11 protein-coding genes are annotated in these 20,886 nt (G+C 61.0%); 4 read left to right on the top strand and 7 right to left on the bottom strand.

The window, feature by feature from the left end; all coding sequences use genetic code 11:
- Positions 1-91: 91 nt before the first annotated feature.
- The 3 genes from WJU23_RS13230 to WJU23_RS13220 form a co-directional block, all read right to left on the bottom strand.
- Positions 92-1,915, bottom strand: coding sequence for an SLC13 family permease (locus WJU23_RS13230; RefSeq protein ID WP_346333058.1), 1,824 nt, complete (start codon positions 1,913-1,915; stop codon positions 92-94).
- Between the two features lie 78 nt (positions 1,916-1,993).
- Positions 1,994-3,427, bottom strand: a complete 1,434-nt coding sequence (locus WJU23_RS13225) for a DUF1501 domain-containing protein (protein WP_346333057.1) — start codon at positions 3,425-3,427, stop codon at positions 1,994-1,996.
- Between the two features lie 16 nt (positions 3,428-3,443).
- The gene (locus tag WJU23_RS13220) at positions 3,444-8,462 is read right to left on the bottom strand and encodes a DUF1800 family protein (protein WP_346333055.1); all 5,019 of its coding nucleotides are present in this window, start codon (positions 8,460-8,462) and stop codon (positions 3,444-3,446) included.
- 194 nt (positions 8,463-8,656) lie between these two features.
- On the opposite strand from WJU23_RS13220, the gene WJU23_RS13215 reads away from it, so the two are divergent.
- On the top strand, positions 8,657-10,195 hold the full coding sequence (locus WJU23_RS13215; RefSeq protein ID WP_346333054.1) for a glycosyltransferase: 1,539 nt from the start codon (positions 8,657-8,659) through the stop codon (positions 10,193-10,195).
- Between the two features lie 167 nt (positions 10,196-10,362).
- Here the strand turns inward: WJU23_RS13215 and WJU23_RS13210 are convergent, their stop codons facing one another.
- From WJU23_RS13210 to WJU23_RS13195, 4 genes are all read right to left on the bottom strand, one after another.
- Positions 10,363-13,398 carry a PSD1 and planctomycete cytochrome C domain-containing protein gene (locus WJU23_RS13210; RefSeq protein ID WP_346333053.1) on the bottom strand — a complete coding sequence of 1,012 codons (3,036 nt, stop codon included), beginning with the start codon at positions 13,396-13,398 and terminating at the stop codon, positions 10,363-10,365.
- Between the two features lie 56 nt (positions 13,399-13,454).
- Positions 13,455-14,867, bottom strand: a complete 1,413-nt coding sequence (locus tag WJU23_RS13205; protein ID WP_346333052.1) for a DUF1501 domain-containing protein — start codon at positions 14,865-14,867, stop codon at positions 13,455-13,457.
- A gap of 67 nt (positions 14,868-14,934) precedes the next feature.
- Entirely contained in the window at positions 14,935-17,925 is a 2,991-nt protein-coding gene (locus WJU23_RS13200) for a PSD1 and planctomycete cytochrome C domain-containing protein (protein WP_346333051.1), read from the bottom strand.
- Positions 17,926-18,113: 188 nt separating this feature from the next.
- A complete protein-coding gene (locus WJU23_RS13195) occupies positions 18,114-18,554 on the bottom strand; it encodes a 3-hydroxyacyl-ACP dehydratase FabZ family protein (RefSeq protein ID WP_346333050.1) in 441 nt (146 codons plus the stop codon).
- Positions 18,555-18,663: 109 nt separating this feature from the next.
- Between WJU23_RS13195 and WJU23_RS13190 the strand changes: the two genes are divergently transcribed.
- From WJU23_RS13190 to WJU23_RS13180, 3 genes are read left to right on the top strand one after another with little or no spacing between them, the layout of a single operon-like run.
- Positions 18,664-19,413: a lysophospholipid acyltransferase family protein gene (locus WJU23_RS13190; protein ID WP_346333049.1), complete on the top strand. Its 750-nt coding sequence runs from the start codon at positions 18,664-18,666 to the stop codon at positions 19,411-19,413.
- The gene (locus WJU23_RS13185) at positions 19,410-20,180 is read left to right on the top strand and encodes a glycosyltransferase family 2 protein (RefSeq protein WP_346333048.1); all 771 of its coding nucleotides are present in this window, start codon (positions 19,410-19,412) and stop codon (positions 20,178-20,180) included. Before WJU23_RS13190 ends, WJU23_RS13185 begins: the two co-directional genes overlap by 4 nt.
- Positions 20,177-20,833, top strand: a complete 657-nt coding sequence (locus WJU23_RS13180) for a class I SAM-dependent methyltransferase (protein WP_346333047.1) — start codon at positions 20,177-20,179, stop codon at positions 20,831-20,833. Before WJU23_RS13185 ends, WJU23_RS13180 begins: the two co-directional genes overlap by 4 nt.
- Positions 20,834-20,886: the final 53 nt, after the last annotated feature.

Genomic DNA, 20,886 nt, shown 5'->3' with positions numbered 1-20,886 from the left:
TGCGGAAAACAGGCTCGCGGTCCCGCATCAGCCCGCTCGCAGAACTATCCGGCTTTCCCCGATGGCGCCCCATTCCCCAAGTCGCCGCGCCTCACAACGGCCAGAACACCAGCAGCAGCGGGATCGCCACGACCATCACCAGAATCTCCAGCGGCAGTCCCAGCTTCCAGTAATCGCCAAACCGGAACCCGCCTGGACCCAGGATAATCGTGTTGTTCTGGTGCCCGATCGGCGTCAGAAACGCACATGAGGCCCCTAGCGCCACCGCCATCAGGAAGGGGTCGCTCTTCACCCCCAGCTCGGCGGCGATGCTGATCGCCACCGGGCACATCACGGCTGCGGTGGCCGCATTGTTCATGAAGTCGGACAGTGTCATGGTTACGATCAGCAGGAGCGCCAGTGAAAAGACCGGGCTGCCGCTCGCCACATTGGCCACAAGCATCTGTGCGAGCAAATCCGCAGCGCCCGTCGTCTCCATTGCCCCGGCCACAGGGATGAGTGCGCCCAGCAGTACGATCACGGGCCAGTCCACCGCATCGTAAACATTCCTCAGGGACACCACCCGGAAAGACATCATTGCCAGTACTCCCGCCGCAAAGGAGATCGCCGCTGGCAGCAGCCCCAGTGCGGCCCCGCTCACCGCCGCCAGCATCACCAGGGCAGAGATGAGCGCCGCCCGTTTGTCCGGAATGCGGATGGCCCGCTCCGCCAGCGGCACACAGCCAAACTCACTCGCAAAACCCAGGATGGCGTCCGCAGGTCCCTGCATTAGCAGCACGTCTCCTGCACGAATGGGTTCAGACCGCATCCGGCGGATGGACCGCTGTCCCTTTCGCGAAAGCGCCAGCAGATTGATGCCAAACCGTGTCCTCAACTGGATGTCCGCTGCTGAGCGCGAAACCAGGTCAGTCCCCGGCAGCACGGTCAGTTCCATCAGGGAGATTTCCTCACCCGCCCGTTTCTTGCTTTCCCCCTCGGCGTTTGGAACTTCTGACGATTTCTCTGGATCGGTGGCCGCCTTGGGGTCCTTGATGGCGTCCAGTTCCAATCCCACTGAGCTGAGTGCATGCGCCAGGTTATCTGGCTCCGCTTCAATGACCAGGACGTCACCTTCCTGCAGGATACGGTCCGGGTTTGGCACAGTCACCCGGAAGTTATTGCGAACCATGCCAATGACCTGTGCATCTGCCGCATCAAATAGAGGTCCTATCTCGCGCAGCGTCTTGCCCACCGCTTTCGCATCTTTGCCGATCCGGGCCTCGGTGATGTAGGCATCCGTCTCGAAGCCCTCCACCCCGGAACGCTCACGTGCAGGGACCAGCCGCCAGCCCACCAGTGCCACAAACACCACACCCGCCCCGGCCACCGCCAGGCCCACCGGGGTGAAGTCAAACATGGCAAACCCGCCCCCGCCCATCTGAGCCCGAAACCCGGAGACGATCAAATTTGGCGGCGTGCCGATCAGCGTCGTCATTCCGCCCAGGATGGAGCCGAAGGCCACTGGCATCAGTATCTTTCCAGGCGGCAGCCCCTTTCGCTGTGCCGCCTGGATGGACACCGGCATCAGCAGCGCCAGGGCACCGACATTGTTCATGAAGGCCGAAAGCACCGCCGCCACCCCGGTCAGGATGCCGATGGTCAAAGTCGGCCCCTTGTCCCGGGGGATCAGCCGGCGGGTGATCTGGTCAATCGCGCCTGTAGTTTGGAGAGCCCGGCTCAGCACCAGCACACACGCCACCGTGATGACCGCCGGGTGGCCGAAACCTGCAAAGGTCACCTCTGCAGGCACCAGCCCGCACGCCACACAGGCCAGCAGGGAGCCCATCGCCACCATGTCATGCCGCCATTTAGCCCATAAAAACATCCCCACCGTTGCGGTCAGGATGAGCAGGATCAGCACTTGGTCTTGAGTCATGGAGCCCTTCTTAATGAGGTGTTGCTCAAATAGCAAATACCAGCCTCTTCCTTGCTCCACTTCCTCTGCCGGATCGTGTTATGGCCTCAAAAAACCGACCGGTGGCACCGCAGAATGCACGTCATAAAAGTTGGCGATGTTTGGCAGCACATGATCCATGCTGGCCGCTGGCACGCCAAACCATTGAAGCATCTCCGCAAAGAAAGCATCCACGGAGGTGGTGGGGATGGTCCGGCCTCCGTAGCCTGTATCGTCCTGGCCCTCCAGGGTCAGGTCGGGGAAGGTCCCATAGATGCGCCCGCCCTGTACCGGCCCGCCCATCACCAGCGCATTGGCGCCCCAGGCGTGGTCCGTGCCGCGCCCGTTGCTGCGCAGCGTCCGGCCAAAGTCGGAAGCCGTATAAGTCACCACTCTGTCTTGCAGGCCCATCTGGTCCAGCGCCCGCTGAAAGGCAGCCAGTGCCGCGTCCAGCAGCACCAGCATTTCCGCCTGCGTTTCCAGCAGTTCAGCATGATGGTCCCAGCCGCCAAAGCTTAAAAACAAGGTCTGTCTGTGCAGCCCCAGCCCCGTCCGCAGGGCGATCATTTTGGCCGCCGCGCGGAACTGCTGCGCCACCCAGTTCCCTGCCGGAAAAAGGCTACCCACCGCGCTGTCATCGTAGCTGTTGAACTGCTCCAGGAAGAACTCCTGCAGCTCAATGCTGCTGCGCGTCAGTTGCGCATAGGACTGCTGCATCAGGCTGGCATAGTTCTCCTCGATGATGCTGCGGTGCGCGGCGTTCTTCAGTCGCATGGGATGCAGTTCATCGCCGATGTCGCTGCCGCTGAAAGTCAGTGCTCCGCTGTCTGTCACCACAAACTGCGTCGTGCTGTTGCCCACCTGCCAGAGGTTGTTGCCAGCCAGGGAAATGTTCATGGAGATGCTGCCTGCATTGACTGTCCCATGCAGCACATCCGCCGCCCGCCCCGCCCATCCGCTGAGCTGCGTCAGCCCCTGCGGCACCGAGGTCTGCCACTGGTCTGTCTGGTCGCTGTGGGAATACAGAGCCCGTGGCAGCGGTACGGTTTCGGCCAGATACTGCGCCTTCGTCACCGGCTGGATCAGGGTGCCCACATTGGCCACAAAGGCCGCCCGCCTTTTCGATGTGTCCCCGCCCAGTCCATTGAACATTTCCTGCAATCCGGCACAACTGGGATGGATTCCATAAAGCTGCCCGTCTCCGCCGTCCTGGTTCAGCGCCCGCAGATCTCCCAGGCCCAGCGCCAGCTCGCTGCGGGTCTGGGAATAAATGGCATGGCGGTCTGTGTCACGCGGGACTAACCAATTGTATGAATCATTGCCGCCGTGCAGAAAAATGCAGACCAGCGTCCGGTAGTCCGCCGGGGCCTCCTGGGCGGCCGCACGGCCGGCCAGCTTTAAATTCAGCAGCGTGTTTAGCACCGGCACACTGCTCAGCGCCGAGCAGGCGGACTGTCCGATGAATCGGCGGCGGGTGGGAGAAAAAGGGTTCATAGCGTTAATACTCCGTTCACTTCATTACCGCCCCTTCCGGGCACACAAGGGCCAGGTAGGCCGCCACCTGTGCGCGGTCTGCTGCCCGGTCAGCCGGAATCTGCTGAATCGTTTCCAGAATCAGACTGCGCGTGGCCGGGCGCATTTTGCCCGCGCAGAAAAGCAGGTTCACATGGTCCACCAGCAGCACCGGTGTGTCCGCCAGCGCTTTCTCACGGGAAAGGTTCAGCGGGAAGCGATACGTCTCCCACATGGAAAATCCTTCCCTCACCGTCTGCCACAGGCGGTTGGGGAAAGCGATGGCGCTGAAGCTGTCCGTGATCTGGAAAACCGGTCCGGCCAGTTTGTTTTGCGTGAGCAGTCCAGGAGCGCGGTAGTCCGGCCTGTAAAAGTTGAAGACGCTGGGCGAGTAAGTTGGTTCCTGACGGCTGGCATTGAAAAACTCCCCCCAGTCCCACCACAGCAGGTCCGGCACATCCTTGAGCCCCATTGCGCGGGCCAGTGCCATGGTGCGGATGACTGGCTCCTTCAGCCGCCCATAGGAGGGACGTTCCGTCAGGCGCGGATCACGGGCTTCCCCATCCAGGAGAATGGCTTTCACCACCGCTCCCAGATCTCCACGCACTCCCTGTCCATTGTCTGCAAACACGGCAGCAATGCGCTGGATGAAGGCCGGTTCCGGATTGTCCGTGACCAGAAACTGGATGAGCTGGCGGCTGATGAACACCGGCGTGTTGGAATGCTCAAAAAGGTGGCGGACCGCATCCCGCACATCCCGTTCCGCATTGGCATTGGTGGCCGCACGGGCGGGTATCACATAGCCGCCTAACAGGGTTTTCTTGCCAAAGTCATGGTAGTCTGAGCGCAGCGTCATCGGGGTGGCCATGTCAGATTCCGTCCAGCCGCCTCCGCCCCAGTTGTGCCCGCCAAACCAGAAGCCCGTCATCACCCGCGCCAGCTGGGTGATCTCCGCATTTCCATAGGTGGGTATGGGCTGCCCCTCACCATCCAGTTTCTGGCTTCCGTCCGGATTCAGCTCCCACAGGCCGATAGTGAAAAGCTGCATGATTTCCCGCGCGTAGTTTTCATCCGGGTAGCGGTTGATGGAAGGATCCGCCTTCTGGTTGCCCACATGGCTCAGATACCGGCCCATCACTGGGTGCATCGTCACGTCCATCAGCAGGTCATGATAATTCCCAAATGCCTGCTTCACAAAGAGGTCATAATAATCCGCCATGCCAATGCAGCGGCTTTCCAGATTCGCATCCCGCCGCGAGGTCACTAAAATCTGGCTCAGCGCAAAGGCGACCCGCTGGCGCAACTGGTCCTCCCCCTGGATGCTCGCGCGCGCAAAGGCGGTCATCATGTTGTTGCCAAACAGGAACGGCGCCTCAATCTCGCCCCCCCGGCTGAAGTTGCTCTGCGAGCGCTGGCCCAGCATGTCCTCATAGATGCCCCGGATGTAAGTGGAGTGCAGTGTCTGCGGCCGGGCGGCCTGGTCGGCAATCCAGCCGGCATAACCAAGAGTTTGTACGCGATGGATGTCCTCCGGCGTCGGCCCGAAGGAGGCCTGCATCAGGAATCGTGCCGCCTGCGGACGTGAGATGCCGTGCCCGCCCCCGCCTGTTCCCTCAGTGCCGGCTGCAAATTCCTCCATCAGCCGCACATAGTCGCCGCCCAGCTCACCATCTGGGGTGCCGTCGCCGTTGGCATCCGTGCTCACCGGACTGCGCAGGCTGCTGGCCACGTTGGGGTCGGAGCCCAGCACGTTCAATTCCGTCCAGTCGCTCACGCCGTCGCCATCCGTGTCCACATCCTCAATCGCCATGCGGAAAAAGGTCGGCACGGGATTCTCCAGCACATTGGCAAAGGTCTGTACGAACTCATTCCCCGCCTGCACAGGCACCCCCTCCGCCGCTGCCCAGTCTTCCAGATCATGTGACTGCCTCACGCTGGAAACCTTGTGCAGCAAGGAAGGCCAGCGGACGATAAAGTCATTTCCCTGCCGGGAAAAGTCTGGCCGGTAGCCTGATCCGGCATCGAAAGGATCTGTGCCGGCCGCCGCCTCTCCGCTGTTGGTCAGGCCGTCGCCGTCCGCATCCAGCAGCGGATTTAAAAGGCTGCCCGTCCACTGCTCCCACGCATCGGACATGCCGTTTCCATTGAAGTCTTCTCCCTGCATCCCGGTCCCCCCATAGTAGGGAGGCCGGCTGGCCGCCAGCAGCGGATCACTGCCGCTTTGCACTTCCAGCCCGTCCGGCGCTCCGTCATTGTCACTGTCCCGGTTACGCGGATTCGTGCCCGCCAGGTATTCGCGCAGGTTGCTCAGGCCGTCCACGTCGCTGTCATCCCCCGCATCCGCAGGCAGGTTTTTGTTAAACTGATGCAGGTCCTCCCACACATCCGGCATGCCGTCATGGTCACTGTCTTTGTAGGCGGCAAAAGCAGCCGTCTCCTCCAGGGGCGTGCTCAGAAAATAAACCTGCACCCCGTCATGCTGCCACAGCTCCAGCCGGTTGGCATGGGGCGGGTCGCTGCGGTCCTGCCAGGTTGCCGTATTGTGGTGCACATTGGCAGCCAGGCGGCAGCCGTTGAAAGGGCGGCTGATGACCGTCTGTCCTGTGTCCTGGTTGGAAATGCTGAACGTGAAGTTCCAGTTGGTTTGCGAGCCCGTGCTGCTGCCAATGATCTGGAAGCGCAGCCTGGCGGAGATGTCCGCACGCCCATGCCCGCTGAATCCAAGCGCCGTTTTATAATCCACCGGCTGGCTGGTCCAGTCCGCATCCCAGATGTCGCTAGCATCATTGTCCGGGTGGCTAAAGCCGCTTTCCGCGCTGGAGTAGAGAAAATGCGTCACCCGTCCCGCCTTCACCCTCAGCCCGATGTTAAACGCATCGCTGTTGGGCTGCGCGGCATTGGCAATCTGGAAGTTAATCAGGTGATTGTCCCCCCAGGGTTGATCCACCACATGCCCGCGGGTGTGGTCCCACACCACTTGCACATTGTCCACCACCCAGATGAAGTTGCGAGGTGAGGTGGTGATCACGGGCATCTGCGAGGCCGGGGCATCAAACTCCAGCGGATTGCTCCGCCGCTGCACCTCTTCCGCATCATCCCGCCCGTCGCTGTCAGTGTCTGCCAGGTTAGGATTGGTCGGCAGGGGTTTAAGGGTCACTTCAAATCCGTCCGTTAGGCCATCCCCGTCACTGTCTGCAATGAGCGGATTCGATCCTGTGTCCGTCTGGCTGATCCACACCCCGGTATGGGTCTCCACCAGGTCTGTCAGCCCGTCGCCATCCGTATCCGCTAGCCTGGGGTTCGTCTGCCGCGCCCATTCGCCGGCATTGTTCAGACCATCCCCGTCCGGATCCCCGGCTGCATCGTTGATCCGTGGATCCAGCCGGTGTGCCAGCTCCCACCAGGTCGGCAGGTCATCCCCGTCTGCATCCTCCTCCGCATTGACAATCTGCACCCCGTGGATGCCCACCTCATGCCAGGACGTGCGAAACAGCTTCAGATTAAAACTGCTGCCTGTCACCTGACGAAAACGAATTGTATTTCCCCGCCAGGGCACGGCCTGGCTGGAGACCAGCGGCTCGATGAACTGCGTTTCCGGCGCGGTGCTGGCGGTGACAAACCAGCGGTCATCTGCCTCCTCATCATTCAGCCGCAGATGCCCCAGGCCCCCGTCATACACGGAGCCCACATAGACAATGACATCATACGTTTCATACGGCACATTGCCGAAGGCCAGCGTCCCTCCCGCATCGTTGTTGACGCTGAAAAATCCGTCAAAAAGCTGCCCTGTAGAGCTGCCCCCATTCCCGCTGGCGTAAAAGCCCGAGCTCGAACTCCAGCTAAAAGTCAGGCCGGTGCTGGCCCCCGCACTGTTGACGACCTCCCCCGGCTGCGGATACGCGATAGCCTCTTGCGTTCCTGTAGGAGATCCCCAGCCGGTCAGCGGCATCGTGCTGTTCCAGTTCACTTGCGGGGCATACCCCGTCACCGCCGTCGTGGCCAGCCGGCTCAGCGGATTGAGTTCAGAGACAAAGTGGATGCCGATGGCCCCGTCCCACGTCGGGGGTTTGCTGGCATTCAGCATCGGATTGTAGCCCGTCCGCAGTTCCCACGCATCTGCTGCGCCCTCGCCATCACTGTCCGCCAACAGCGGGTTGGTGGCGGGAGTTCCATAGACCTCTTCTCCATCCTTCAGGGTATCGCCGTCGGTATCTGCCAGCAGCGGGTTCGTTCCCAGCTCCATCTCCTGGCCGTCCGTCAGCCCGTCGTCATCCGTATCCGCCTCATGGGGCAGGGTCTGGGCCAAATATTCCTGGAGGTTATTCATCCCGTCCCGGTCCGGATCCAGCGCAGCATCCCCTGCTACGGTATCTTCCAGGTTATGGTCCTCCTCCCACCAGCGCGGCAGGCCGTCCCCGTCGTCATCCCGCATGGCGGTGGGGTGGACCTCAAAGGTCAGCGCATCAAACTGCAGCCAGGCACTTGGGGATCCGCCCGTCCGGCTCAGTTCCAGCACATTGGCCCCTTCGTTCGGGGTGAAGCTGCCGGCATTCGCCTCCACCACCAGGGTACCCCGGGCGCTCACGGTCTCTGTTTTGACCAGGCTGCCATTGAGCCGCACCTCCAGATGATGCTGTCCATACCCGGCCTGCTCCCATCCCCCCCAGACATGATGCAGGACAAATCTCATCCGTAACGTCCCCGTGGCCTGCTGGGCAGAGAGGTTGAAATGAAACCGGGTGGCTGGATTGCCGCTGCTGATGGCGCGCTCCAGGTCTGTCCACGGTTCAGAGACCGCCACGCTTCCTACAGGTGGCGGGTAAACGCCGGCAAAGTAAAAATCATTGTCCCGTTCCGTGGCGCTGCCCGGGGCCGCATTGTTTCCCCAGGTTTCATTTCCAAACTCCAGGGGGTTGCTGTCCTGGGTGCCCAAGGACCAGAGGGGGCTATACTCAGCCCTGATCTCTGGCGACGCCAGCAATAGAGCCAGGGCAAGCGAAAGGGCAGGACGGGTCATGGTAAGTGATAAAAACCATAAACGGTGCCTAACCATCTGGCAATGGCGGCCATCAAAAGGGCAAAAAATGGGTGTCCCTTCCCCACATTTCATGCCTGACTTGGGGGAATCTTTAACCCACCCGGTGCCCCCTTATTGCCACTTGACGGAAGTGAACCGGCAGGGATTGGTTCGCCCGGACATCCGGACTCCCTATGATCGAGTGGGAAAAGCTTCTCTGGTTAACCAGCTACATCACTGTTTCCGTCGGATTGTCCGCTTTTGGCGCGCACAAGGTCAAAGTCCTGTACACCTACTGGAAGCACCGGAAAAACCGCCCGCAGCCCCTGCGGGAATTCGCCGAACTGCCGTCGGTGACCATCCAGCTGCCGCTTTTCAATGAGGCCGATGTCATGGAGCAGCTCGTTTCTTCCATCGCCGCTCTCGACTATCCCAAAGACCGGCTGCAGATCCAGTTCCTGGATGATTCCACCGATGAGACCGCCCAGGCCTGTGAGCAGTACGCCCAGAACCTGAGCCGCCAGGGATTCGATGTCGAATACCGCCACCGCGTCAACCGTATAGGCTTCAAAGCCGGTGCCCTGGATGCCGGTATGGCCACCGTGAAGGGGGAATACATCTGCATCTTCGATGCCGACTTCCAGCCCGCCCCGGACTACCTGAAGCAGACCATCCATTACTTCACCGACCCCCAGGTTGGCATCGTCCAGGCGCGCTGGGGTCATAGCAATTTGAAGTTTTCCCTCCTCACCCGCCTCCAGGGCATCCTGCTGGACGGACACCTCATGATGGAGCAGACCTCCCGCAGCCGGCAGGGAGAGTTTTGCAATTTCAACGGCACCGCCGGGCTCTGGCGCCGCAGCGTCATTGATGAGGCTGGCGGCTGGAAACACGACACCCTGACCGAGGACCTGGACCTGAGCTACCGCGCCCAGTTGCTTGGCTGGCGCTTCATTTATCTCAATGACGTCATCGTCCCTGCCGAGCTGCCCCCGGACATGGACGGCTTCAAATCCCAGCAGCACCGCTGGACCAAAGGCTCCGTCCAGGTCTGCAAGAAGGTGCTCGGCCGAGTTTGGCGCAGCAATGAGCCCTTCATGAAAAAGGTGGAGGCCACCGCCCACCTCACCGCCAACTTCGCCAACCTGCTCACCCTCTGCACCCTGGTGCTGCTCTATCCGGTGGATTTCCTGCCCTCCAACTCCTGGCAGAAGGCCCTCTTTGTGGACCTGCCCGTCTTCCTCTTTGCCACCGTCGCCGTTATCGCCTTCTACCTTACCGCCCAGGGCGCTCAGACCCGCTGGGGCTGGCTGAAAACCATCCCTTACATCCCTCTCTTCATGGCCCTCGGCATTGGGATGTCCATCAACAATGGCAAGGCCGTCATTGAGGCGCTGCTCGGTCAGGAGTCCGACTTCATCCGCACCCCCAAGTATGGGGTCAACAGCAAAGCCCAGGCTCAGGCCACCAAAAAATCCTTCCGTTATAAGGCCGGCAAGTCGCTCTGTTTGTGGATCGAACTGGCCCTCGTGGGTTACTTTGGCCATCTGTTCTGGCTCGCCGTCGAGCGCGAGCAATGGGGCTCGCTGCCCTTTCTGGCCCTCTTCCTTTCAGGCTTCCTCTACGTCTCCCTCAGCTCCCTGCTGAAACGCTTCTCCATGGCCACCTTCACCCCCCAGCCACCATCCGATGGCTCCCCGGAAACCGAAGAAGCCGAAGTTGTGGTTGCTTGAGTCGCGATAGCGTCCTGGAGTGCGGTGAAAGCGCAGAGCGCATCACCGCTCTTCTTTGAAGGTGCCTGACGGCCTAACAGGTAATGTGTTAAAGAGGGTGTTCCAGGGCGGCTCCGCACATCGGGACTTGGCAAGTCCCGCTCCTTGATTTTTACGCTGTCGCTTCGTTACTCTTTCGTGATGGTCTCGTCCAGGTTCAGAAGCACGCGGGCCACGATCACCATCGGCGGGGCGTCTTCGGGAGTTCTGGATGATCGCTGGCGCTGAAGCAGGCCTGTCAGCAAATCGGCTTCGGTGTCTGTTGGCTGGCGGGAGGTACAAAGGCTGAAGCCGTGGGCGATGGCTTTGGCATCGTCTCCGGCACCGGCTTCCTCCATGCGCCGGGCCAGGTGCTGGGCGGCTTCCATGCTGAGGGTTTCGTTCAGGGTCATCAGCGCCTGCAGCGGCGTGTTGCTGCGGGAGCGCTTCACGCAGGCGGTTTCTCCGGTAGGAACATCAAAGGTGCCCAGGAAAGGAAAGGGCGTGCTGCGGCGGCGGAAGACATAGACACTGCGGCGGTACTTCTGGTCATCGCCTTCCACCTTCCAGGGGAAGGGTGCGTAGCTGACAGGCTTTTCAAAGAGATACTGCGGAGCCGGTGGCATCACACTCCGGCCGCCTAACTGGGGGTTCAACAAGCCGCTGACGGCGAGCTGGATGTCGCGCACCACTTCGCCTTCCACCCGGAAGCGCGGACCGCGTGCGAGCAGGCGGTTGTAAGGGTCCTTTTCCAGAAGGGCTGGCGTCATGCGGCTGTCCTGGCGGTAGGTGGCGCTGGTGACGAGGAGGCGGTGAAGCTCTTTGTTAGACCAGCCCTTGTCCATGAACTCGGCAGCCAGCCAGTCCAGCAGTTCAGGATGGCTGGGCAGGCTACCCTGAATGCCAAAGTCTTCCGGGGTCTCCACCAGGCCGGTGCCAAAGTAAGCCTGCCAGACGCGGTTCACCCAGGCGCGCGCGGTGGTGGGGGATTCACGGGAGACCATCCATTTGGCTAATGTCAGGCGTGAGCCGTCGGCATCCTTGGGCAGGGGATTGTTCAGCATGGCCGGCACCCCGGTGGTGACGCGGTCGCCGGGTTTAAGGAAGTCACCGCGTTTCAGCAGATGCGTCATGCGCGGTTCCTCGCGGGAATCCAGGACGAGGGAGGTGGTGCCTTCGGGATGCTGTTTCCACAAGGCTTCGATCTCGTCGTTGACGGGTTTCCATTCAGCGATGGTGCTGCGGAAGTGGGCAAACGGAGCGCGGAGGCCCTCCTCCGCATTCATCGCGTCTCCCTGGTGGGAGCCTTTCTCCACCCAGGCTCGCACACTTGCTGGCAGAGGATCTGCTTCAGCATCCGGGGCATCGGTGGCGCTGATACGGTAGCGGCCCAGGTTCATGGTCTGCAAGTCGTCACTGTTCCAGCCGCCATGTTTCATGCTGAGGCCGACGGTCAGCTCCGTATCAGCCGCAAGCTCCAGGGGCGTTTCCAAAACAAAAACGGCCTTGCGAGGCACATTGCGGCGGCCCGGGCCGGCATTGATGCCCCAGGCGGTTTTCGCATCGCCATCAATGGCATAGGTGACCGGGCCAGTGACGCGCTTGTCTTTATCCGTGTCCTTGTCGCGAGCATACTCGGCCAGCGGGGTGTTCTCAGGCTCGCCATGATCGGCGGTGGCTTTGATGAATTTTAATGGGGTGAGCTTGTCACCGGTTTTGACCTCGGCGGTGAACTCCGTGAGAGCGGCCAGGCCCTGGATAGAGCGGCCCGGTCCATAAGCGGGAAGGTTCGGATCGTTGAGAAGTTCTAGACGGAAGGCGGTGATTTTTTTCGGGGTGTCCTTCTGCAGTTTCACTACAAATTTGACGTGGGACTTGGTGGGGGCGTAGCCTTGGGCCAGGATGCTGCCGTCTTTTTGGCGGATGGCTTTTTCGCCGCCGGAAGGATCGTCTTCAAACTGGAGGGTGGTCCATTTCGGCTGGTTGCCCTTGAGGCTGGCGGCCCAATTTTTCAGGCGCTGCGGCCAGTCGGGGGTTTCGTGTTTGAGCTTGTCTTCCAGCTCCTGGATTCTTTGCAGGATCTTCGCGCGCTGCATCTGCTCGCTGCTGGTATAAACGACGCGCCACGGCTCGTTGTCGTTGTTGAGGAAGGCGAACATCTGAAAGTATTCCTCCTGGCTGATGGGGTCATACTTGTGGTTATGGCACTGGGTGCAGCCGATGGTGAGGCCGAGGATGCTTTTGCCGATGGTGTCCATGCGGTCGAACATGGCCTCCATGCGGAACTGCTCCGGGTCCACGCCACCTTCTTCATTGATCATCGAATTGCGCAGAAATCCTGTGGCGACGATCTGGTCCTGGGTGGCTTTGGGCAACTGGTCACCGGCAAGCTGCTCGATGATGAACTGGTCGTACGGCAGGTCGCGATTGAAGGCGTTGATGACCCAGTCGCGATAAAACCAGATGTGGCGCATGGGGTCCTTTTCGTAACCGTTGCTGTCCGCATACCGCGCGGCATCCAGCCAGTGACGGCCCCAGCGTTCGCCATAGTGCGGGCTGGCCAGCAGCTTTTCCACCAGGCTTTCATAGGCTTTGGGAGTGGCTTTGAAATCCCGGACAAAAGCCGCCACTTCTTCGGGTGTGGGCGGCAGGCCGACGAGGTCGAGATAAAGGCGACGAATGAGCGTTTCAGGCGCGGCTTCAGGAGCGGGTTTGAGACCTTCATTGGCCAGGCGCTGCTGGATGAAGGCGTCCACGGGATGCGCCTCGGCAGGAAGCGGAGGTTTGACCGGAGCCTTGAAGGCCCAGTGGTTGATGTTGGTTTCAAGCATCACGCTGGCGCTGTCCGGCCACTCGGCACCGGCATCGATCCAGGCTTTGATCTTGGTGATTTCTTCAGCGGAAAGCGGGTCGCCCTTGCGGGGCATTCTCATTTTCGGGTCCCTGCCTTCGATGGCATGGACGAGGATGGAATCGGAACTGTGGCCTGGTTTGATGGCAGTACCGAAGTCGCCGCCTTTGAGCGCGCTGGGTTTGTGGTCCAGCCGGAAGGCGGCCTCCTGCTTGCTGCCACCGTGGCAGCTGTAGCAGCGTTCTTCAAAAATGGGCTGGATGTCCGCCACGAAGTCCACGGCTGCGGCAGCGGGCAGCGTGAGGGTGGAGAGAAGAATGAAGGAGCGGAGCATTGTGGGAGATGAAAGGGACTCGCGGGGAAAATCAGTTGAGGCCCAACTGAACTACTTTAGGCGAGGATCTTTTTCACTACGTGGCCGTGGACGTCGGTGAGGCGGTAGTCGCGGCCTTGGGCATGGAAGGTGAGGCGTTCGTGGTCGAAGCCCATGAGATGAAGCATGGTGGCCTGCACGTCGTGGACGTGGACGGGGTCTTCGACGACGTTGAAGCCGAGCTCGTCGGTGGCGCCGATGGTCTGACCGCCTTTCACACCGCCGCCGGCCATCCAAATGGTGAAGGCTTGCGGGTGGTGGTCGCGGCCGAGGGCGCGGCCTAACGCGGGATTGGTCTCCACCATCGGCGTGCGGCCAAATTCGCCGCCCCAGACGACGAGGGTGTCATCCAGGAGGCCGCGTTGTTTGAGATCCTTGACCAGCGCGGCACTGGCCTGGTCGGTCTCTTTGCAGTTTTTGGTGACGTTGCCTTCGACGTTGGAATGGGCGTCCCAGCCTTCGTGGTAGATGTTGATGAAACGGACGCCGCGCTCGATCATGCGGCGGGCGAGCAGGCAGGCGCGGGCGAAGTCGGGCTTGTCAGGATTGCAGCCGTACATCTCCAGGGTTTCCTTGCTTTCGCTGCGGAGGTCGGTGAGCTCCGGCGCGCTGGTCTGCATGCGGAAGGCCATTTCATAAGAGGCGATGCGGGTGGCGATCTCGGGGTCGCCGACGACACCGAGGCGCTTTTGGTTGAGGGCGCTAACGAGGTCCAGGGTATCGCGCTGGGCGTGGGCATCAATGCCGGCGGGGCTGGAGACATTCAGGATGGGATCGCCGCTGTTGCGGAAGCGGACGCCATTATAGATGGTGGGCAGGAAGCCGCTGGACATCAGGGCGGTGCCGCCGCTGAGGCCGGAGCCGGTGGACATGACGACAAAGGCGGGCAGGTTTTGCGTTTCGGAGCCGAGGCCATAAAGCGCCCAGGAGCCGATGCAGGGGCGGCCGGGCTGGCCGAAACCGGTCTGGAAAAAGAGCTGTGCGGGGGCGTGATTAAACTGGTCCGTCTTGACCGAGCGGACGATGCAAAGGTCATCGGCGACCTTGGCGAGGTGGGGCATGACTTCGGAGATCCAGGCTCCGCTCTGGCCATGCTGGGCAAATTTGAAGCGCGGGCCGAGGGCGGCGGCGTCCGGGCGGATGAAGGCATACCGCTGGCCGCCGATGATCTCCGGCGGGATAGGGCGGCCCTCATACTTGGTGAGCATAGGCTTGGGGTCAAAGGTCTCCAACTGGCTGGGGGCACCGGCCATGAAGAGATGAATGACGCGCTTGGCCTTGGGCGCGTAGTGCGGGCCACGGGCCTGGAGGGGATTCGTAGCGCTGGCGTGGGCCAGGGAATCAGTGAGCAGACCGGCGGCGGCCACCTTGCCCAGACCGTAAGTGCAGTCGCGCAGGAAGTGACGGCGGGAGTAAAAGGTGGGGGACATGGCCGGTTTTCAGTGTTCGGTTTTCAGTATTCAGAGCTCCAGAAGAAGGGGAAAAAGACTCTTCTCTTTAATTTTTGGTGATGAACTCGTCGGTGTTGAAGAGGGCGCGGGAGGCGAGGGTCCAGGGGGCGGCGGCAAGGGCCTTGTCGTCTTTGACGTTGGTGATTTGCTGGGCGTTGAGGTCGCCGGATTTAAGGCGGGCGCGCTGCTGGGTGAGGAAGGTCTGCATAAGCTGGATTTCCTCGGCATCGGGGAGGCGGGAGAGGATGCGGAGGTAAAGCTGGCGGATGGTAGTTTCATCATCGGCGCCGGCTTTGGCGAGGAGGGCACCAAGGGCCTGGGCACCTTCGGTGAAGATGACGTCGTTCATGATGGTGAGGGCCTGGAGGGCGGAGTTGGAGGACTCGCGTTTGACCAGGCAGGACTCGCCAGTGGGGGCGTCAAAGGTAGTGTAAAGGGCGAAGGGGGCGGTGCGCTTGCTGAAGGTATACAGACTGCGGCGGTAGCGGTCTTCGCCGGTGCTCGGTGTCCACTGGAATTTGCCATAGGCGACCTCGGTGACGCTGTCGGGCTGGGGTGGATAGACGCTGGGGCCGCCTAACTTGGGATTCAACAATCCGGCGGCCTTGAGCATGGAGTCACGGATGATTTCGGCTTCCAGTCGGACGCGGGGAAAATGCGAATAGAGTTCGTTTTCGGGATCCTTCTGAACACTGGAATCTGAAGACTGAACACTCTGGCGATAAACGGCGCTGGTGACGATGAGACGATGCAGCTTCTTCATGGACCAGCCCTGCCTGACAAACTCCACGGCAAGATAATCGAGCAGCTCGGGATGAGAAGGAAGCGAGCCTTGGTAGCCGAAGTCGTCCACGGTTTTGACCAGGCCTTTGCCAAAGAAGGTGGCCCACTGGCGGTTGACGATGACACGGGCGGTGAGGGGATTTTCCGGGGACATGAGCCAGCGGGCAAACTCGAGCCGGGTCTTGGGTGCTTTTTCCGGGAAGGGATGCAGGACGGAAAGGGTGACGGGTTCCACGGCTTCTTTCGGCTGGGTGAACTCGCCACGATGATGGCGGAAGGTGGGGCGGGTGTGATCGGCGGGGCGCTCACGCATGACCAGGGTGGTGGGCATGGCAGGCGGGGTACGGAGCTGATGGACGGTTTTTGAATGCGCGGCCAGCTCTGGCGCGGTGAGAAGGAAATGCTCCCACAAAGGCTGTTTTTCGGACTCGTTCAGCTCAGGTTTTAGCAGCAGCGCGATGAGGTTGTTGTCCATGTCGCGGGCGATGGCTTTGGCATCGGATGAGGCGGACAGGCGGAAGTGGCCCAAGGGGCAGGCGTAATGGCGGCCAAAGAACATCCGGATATGAATCTGCGCGCCTGCGGGGATGGGCTCGGCCAGGACAAAGACGGCTTCGTGACGCTCGCCATAGCGGGCGGCGCAGCTCCAGCCGGTCTGCGGATCGCCATCAGTGGCGAGCATGGCGGTGGCAGGATTTTTGCCGAAATTGTTCTTGGAATAGCTCTCGGTGGCGGAGGTGATTTTGACGGGCTGGTCATTCACCAGGACTTGGAACTCGCCCATGAAAAAGTCGCCCTTGGGCCCTTCATAATTGCACATGCCAGGACCGTGGGCGGGCAGGCTGTCGTGAGGGAGCGCTTCCAGGCGGATAGCGGAGACGGGCTGTGCCGAGGGGGCGAGGGTGAGGTCGTAGGTATCGGTTTTGGTGATATCGCCCGAGCCAAGAACGGAGCCATCGGGCTGGATGGTGAGCAGTGGGAGATTGGACGTGGCTTTTTGAGGTTTTAGCGTTTCCCAGGCGACGGAGCGGGCGCGTTCGGTTTCCAGCCATTTGGCGAAGGCGGTTTCGGCGTTGTTTTCCGGTGTGGCCTTGGGCCATTTGGCGGGGAGCCGTTTGAGGAAATTGGCGGCGCGGGTGAGGTTGGCCTTTTGCTGCGCGGCGAGCTTGGGATCGGGAAGGTCCAGGTCGGGCTCGTCCGCATTGTTGAGGAAGGCCATCATTCCATAATATTCGGTATGGGTGATGGGGTCGAATTTATGCGTGTGGCACTGGGTGCACTGCATGGTTAGGCCCAGCCAGGTGGCACCGGTGGTGGCGACGCGGTCCGTCATGGCATGGAAACGGAATTCCAGGGGATCAATGCCACCTTCTTCGTTGAGCATCGTATTGCGATGAAAACCGGTGGCGATGCGCTGGTCCAGCGTGGCCCTGGGAAGCATGTCACCGGCGAGCTGCTCGATGCTGAACTGGTCAAAGGGCATGTCGTTGTTAAGCGCCTTAATGACCCAGTCGCGATAGGGCCAGATGCTGCGCTCGCGGTCTTTTTCATACCCGTTGGTATCGGCATACCGGGCAAGGTCCAGCCAGCGGCGTGCCCAGCGCTCGCCATAAGCAGGAGAGGCGAGGAGGCGGTCCACCAGGGAGAGGAATGACGAATGACGAATTTCGAATGACGAATTCTCGGATTGCTCGCGGACGAAGGATTGGACTTCTTCGGGGGTGGGGGGAAGGCCGGTGAGGTCGAGTGAGACGCGGCGGATGAGGGCTTCCGGGGAGGCAGGAGGGGCGGGGGTGAGGCCGACGGACTGCAGTTTATCCAGGATGAAGTGGTCTATTGGATGAATGCCGGAGGGGACAGGGGCGGCGACGGGTTTGGCAAAGGCCCAGTGAGGGGCATATTCGGCCCCGGCGGCGACCCAGCGTTTCAGGATGTCCTTTTGGGCGTCGGTGATGGGTTTTTTGGCCTCGGGCGGCGGCATGATCTCGTCCTGATCATGGCTGAGGATGCGGCGGATGATTTCGCTGGTGTCGGCCTGGCCGGGGACGATGGCGACTTCGCCTGATCTGCCGGCTTTGAGGGCGTCCTCGCGGATGTCGAGGCGGAGCTTGCCTTTACGGGACTGCTCATCCGGGCCGTGGCAGTGGTAGCAGTGGTTGGAAAGAATGGGACGGACGTCACGCTGAAAATCCGGTGCGGCTGCGGCAAGCGTTGCTGGCAGGGCGAGGGCGAGAATGGCGGTCAGGCGCGGCATGGCTTAGGGGTCGATGATGGGTAACGCGCGGCAGAGGAAGATTGTGCAGGGATTGCAGGATCTTCCATGGAATCGGTGTTCGGGATGCGGTGTTCAGTTTTCAGAGATCTGAGGGCACAGGACAATGGAATATAGTTGATAATAATATTCGGGAAGGTGGAAATGGCTTTTGATACTGAGGACGGATTTTATTCTTCGCCGCTGAGGATGATGCTGCCAGTGGCGAGGCGGGTCCCGGTGGAGGTAAGGATTTCACCGCTGACCTGGACGAGGCCGGGCATGACGGCATCCCGTTTGGCGCTGATGGTGAGGGTCTCGCCGGGAGGGATGCTGCCGAGGATCTTGAACTGGCGGACGGCGGTGAGACGGACGTTTTTGAGGGGGTTTTCACCCCGGTCGCTCTGGGCGAGGATGCCGCCGAGCTGGGCCAGGGACTCGATCATGATGACGCCGGGCAGGAGGGGCCGGCCGGGAAAATGGCCTTCGAGAAAGGCCTCATCGCCCTTGAGTGTCCAGCGGGCGGTGGCGGAAACGCCGGGGTCCATGGAGATGATCTCATCAATAAAACGGAAGGCCGGACCGTGAGGGAGTGAGGAAAGGGCTTGGACAAGCGGGGCGGGCTGCAACATAATCGGCCCCCTTCTTACCGCATGCTTAAGCCTCGTGCTACTCTTGAAAATTTACCCCCGTCGTACCGCTCTGCCGCCGGGGCTTTGTGATATGGATTTTTTCCGCTGCATGTTGAACCGACTACGACTGATCTGTGCCTGGGTGACCAGCCTGCTCTATTGGGTGGTCGGGGGGGCGGGATTTTTGCTGCTATGTGTGCTGCTGCCGGTGTTCTTTGAGGAGGAGCGGGCGAGGGGGATCGGGCAGGGGAGTCTGAGGCTGGCATTCCGGGGTTTTGTGGGGGTGCTGAGGATGTTTGACATCGTGGAGTGCCGGTATGTGGGGTTTGAGAAGCTGCGGGAGCATCAGGGGGGGATGATCGTGGCACCCAATCATCCGGCGCTGTGGGATGCAGTGTTTGTGCTGGCCGAGGTTGACCACATGGCTTGCGTGTTGAAAGCATCCCTGATGTGCAATCCGATTTTGTTCGGGGGGGCCACAGCCGCAGGCTTCATCCCCAACGAACCTATCCATAAAATGCTGCGACAGTGTATTGATACCCTGAAGGGAGGCGGACGCCTGCTGTTCTTCCCGGAAGGGACACGCACGCGGGCGGAGAACGGACAGATGAACCCTTTTCAGGGCGGACTTGCCCTGGTGGCGAAAAATGCGGCGGTGCCGGTGTGGCCGGTGTCGGTGCAGACCAACAGCCGTTACCTGAGCAAAGGCTGGCCCCTTTGGCGGCTGCCGACAGAGAAGATACGCATCACCATGACAGCCGGTGAGCCGCTGCACTATGACGAGACAGTGGGTGCCCAGGCTTTCCTGGATGAACTGCGGCAACACTATCTCAAGGCTGAGGAACCCGACGCGGCATGAAGATTCTTGTCCTCATCCCCAGCTTCAATACAGGGCGCATCCTGCCGCAGACGGTGGCGGATGTGTTGAGCCGCTGGCCGGAGGTGTGGGTGGTGATGGATGGCAGCACGGACGGCAGTGCTGCGTTGTTGGAGCCCCTGAAGGAAAAGGCCCCAGGCCTGAAGGTGATCACACTGGAAAAAAACCAGGGCAAAGGGGCGGCGGTACTGCATGGGACGAAACTGGCGCATGAGGCTGGCTACACGCATGTGCTGACAATAGACGCTGACGGGCAGCACCCCGCACAGGACATCCCGCGCTTCCTGGCGCTGGCGGAAAAGTACCCGGAGGCGGTGATGATGGGGACACCTGTCTTTGGCCCGGAAGCACCGCAACTGAGGGTGCAGGGCCGCAAGATTTCCAATATGTGGGCCAACTTGGAGACGCTGAACTGGGGCATCCCGGACACCCTTTTCGGCATGCGGCTGTATCCGGTGGCGAAGCTGCTGAAAGCCTTTCGCGGCACGCTCTGTGCGCGGCGTTTCGACTATGATACGGAAATTGCCGTGCGGCTGGCCTGGCAGGGCGTTCCGATGCTGAGGGTGCCGACGACGGTGCGTTACCTGACCAAGGAAGAGGGAGGCGTTTCCCAGTTTCGCTATTTTCGTGACAACAGTGTGCTAACGTGGATGCATGCAAGGCTGCTGATCGGTTTTGGCTGGCGGCTGCCCCTTTTGCTGCTGCGGCTGGGCCGTGGCGGCAACCCCCTACGCAACGAGACCGCATGACGCCCACCCTGGCCCAACTTGAAAACATCGCCGCGCTCTGTGACAGACGCTGGGACTTCTTTTACACCCGTTCCAAACTGGCCAGCGATCCGGTTTACCAGGCGGTGGTACGGGAGATCGGTCAGAGCGACCTGCCAGTGCTGGACATCGGCTGCGGCATCGGCCTGCTGGCGCATTACCTGCGCACCTGCGGACATACGGCACCGATCACGGGATTTGACTATGACAAGCGCAAGATCACCAGCGCTGAGGAAATGGTGGTGAAGTCAGGGCATCAGGGGCTGGCTTTTTCTGCCGGCGATGCGCGTACGGGCCTGCCGGACTTTGACGGGCATGTGGTGATTTTGGACATTTTGCAGTTTTTCACGCCGGATGAGCAGAATGCGCTGCTGACGGCGGCGGCGGCACGGGTGGCCCCCGGGGGAAAGCTGGTCATCCGCACCTGCCTGCGGGACAGCTCTGGGCGGTATAAGATCACGGTGCTGGGCGATTACATCGCCAAATTCACCTTCTGGATGAAAGATGCGCCGACGGCGTATCCGGATGCGCAGCAGTTCAATGAGGTGCTTTCGGCGGCAGGCTTGCAGGTGAAGATTTCGCCACTCTGGGGGGGGACGCCTTTCAATAATCATCTGATTGTGGCCCAACGATGAACCTCAGATTCAACGCCTTGCTCGACAACGCTGTCCATCTCGGCTAGAAAACC

The organism is Prosthecobacter sp. SYSU 5D2 (genome assembly GCF_039655865.1).
Taxonomy (GTDB): domain Bacteria; phylum Verrucomicrobiota; class Verrucomicrobiia; order Verrucomicrobiales; family Verrucomicrobiaceae; genus Prosthecobacter.
This window is presented reverse-complemented; position numbering and strand designations above follow the sequence as displayed.

What these genes read in the sequence shown, in the direction of transcription:
- WJU23_RS13220 (WP_346333055.1), bottom strand. Translation starts at nt 8,462, where the DNA reads ATGACCCGTCCTGCCCTTTCGCTTGCCCTGGCTCTATTGCTGGCGTCG.
- WJU23_RS13230 (WP_346333058.1), bottom strand. Translation starts at nt 1,915, where the DNA reads ATGACTCAAGACCAAGTGCTGATCCTGCTCATCCTGACCGCAACGGTG.
- WJU23_RS13190 (WP_346333049.1), top strand. Translation starts at nt 18,664, where the DNA reads ATGTTGAACCGACTACGACTGATCTGTGCCTGGGTGACCAGCCTGCTC.
- WJU23_RS13200 (WP_346333051.1), bottom strand. Translation starts at nt 17,925, where the DNA reads ATGCCGCGCCTGACCGCCATTCTCGCCCTCGCCCTGCCAGCAACGCTT.
- WJU23_RS13195 (WP_346333050.1), bottom strand. Translation starts at nt 18,554, where the DNA reads ATGTTGCAGCCCGCCCCGCTTGTCCAAGCCCTTTCCTCACTCCCTCAC.
- WJU23_RS13205 (WP_346333052.1), bottom strand. Translation starts at nt 14,867, where the DNA reads ATGTCCCCCACCTTTTACTCCCGCCGTCACTTCCTGCGCGACTGCACT.
- WJU23_RS13210 (WP_346333053.1), bottom strand. Translation starts at nt 13,398, where the DNA reads ATGCTCCGCTCCTTCATTCTTCTCTCCACCCTCACGCTGCCCGCTGCC.
- WJU23_RS13180 (WP_346333047.1), top strand. Translation starts at nt 20,177, where the DNA reads ATGACGCCCACCCTGGCCCAACTTGAAAACATCGCCGCGCTCTGTGAC.
- WJU23_RS13225 (WP_346333057.1), bottom strand. Translation starts at nt 3,427, where the DNA reads ATGAACCCTTTTTCTCCCACCCGCCGCCGATTCATCGGACAGTCCGCC.
- WJU23_RS13215 (WP_346333054.1), top strand. Translation starts at nt 8,657, where the DNA reads ATGATCGAGTGGGAAAAGCTTCTCTGGTTAACCAGCTACATCACTGTT.
- WJU23_RS13185 (WP_346333048.1), top strand. Translation starts at nt 19,410, where the DNA reads ATGAAGATTCTTGTCCTCATCCCCAGCTTCAATACAGGGCGCATCCTG.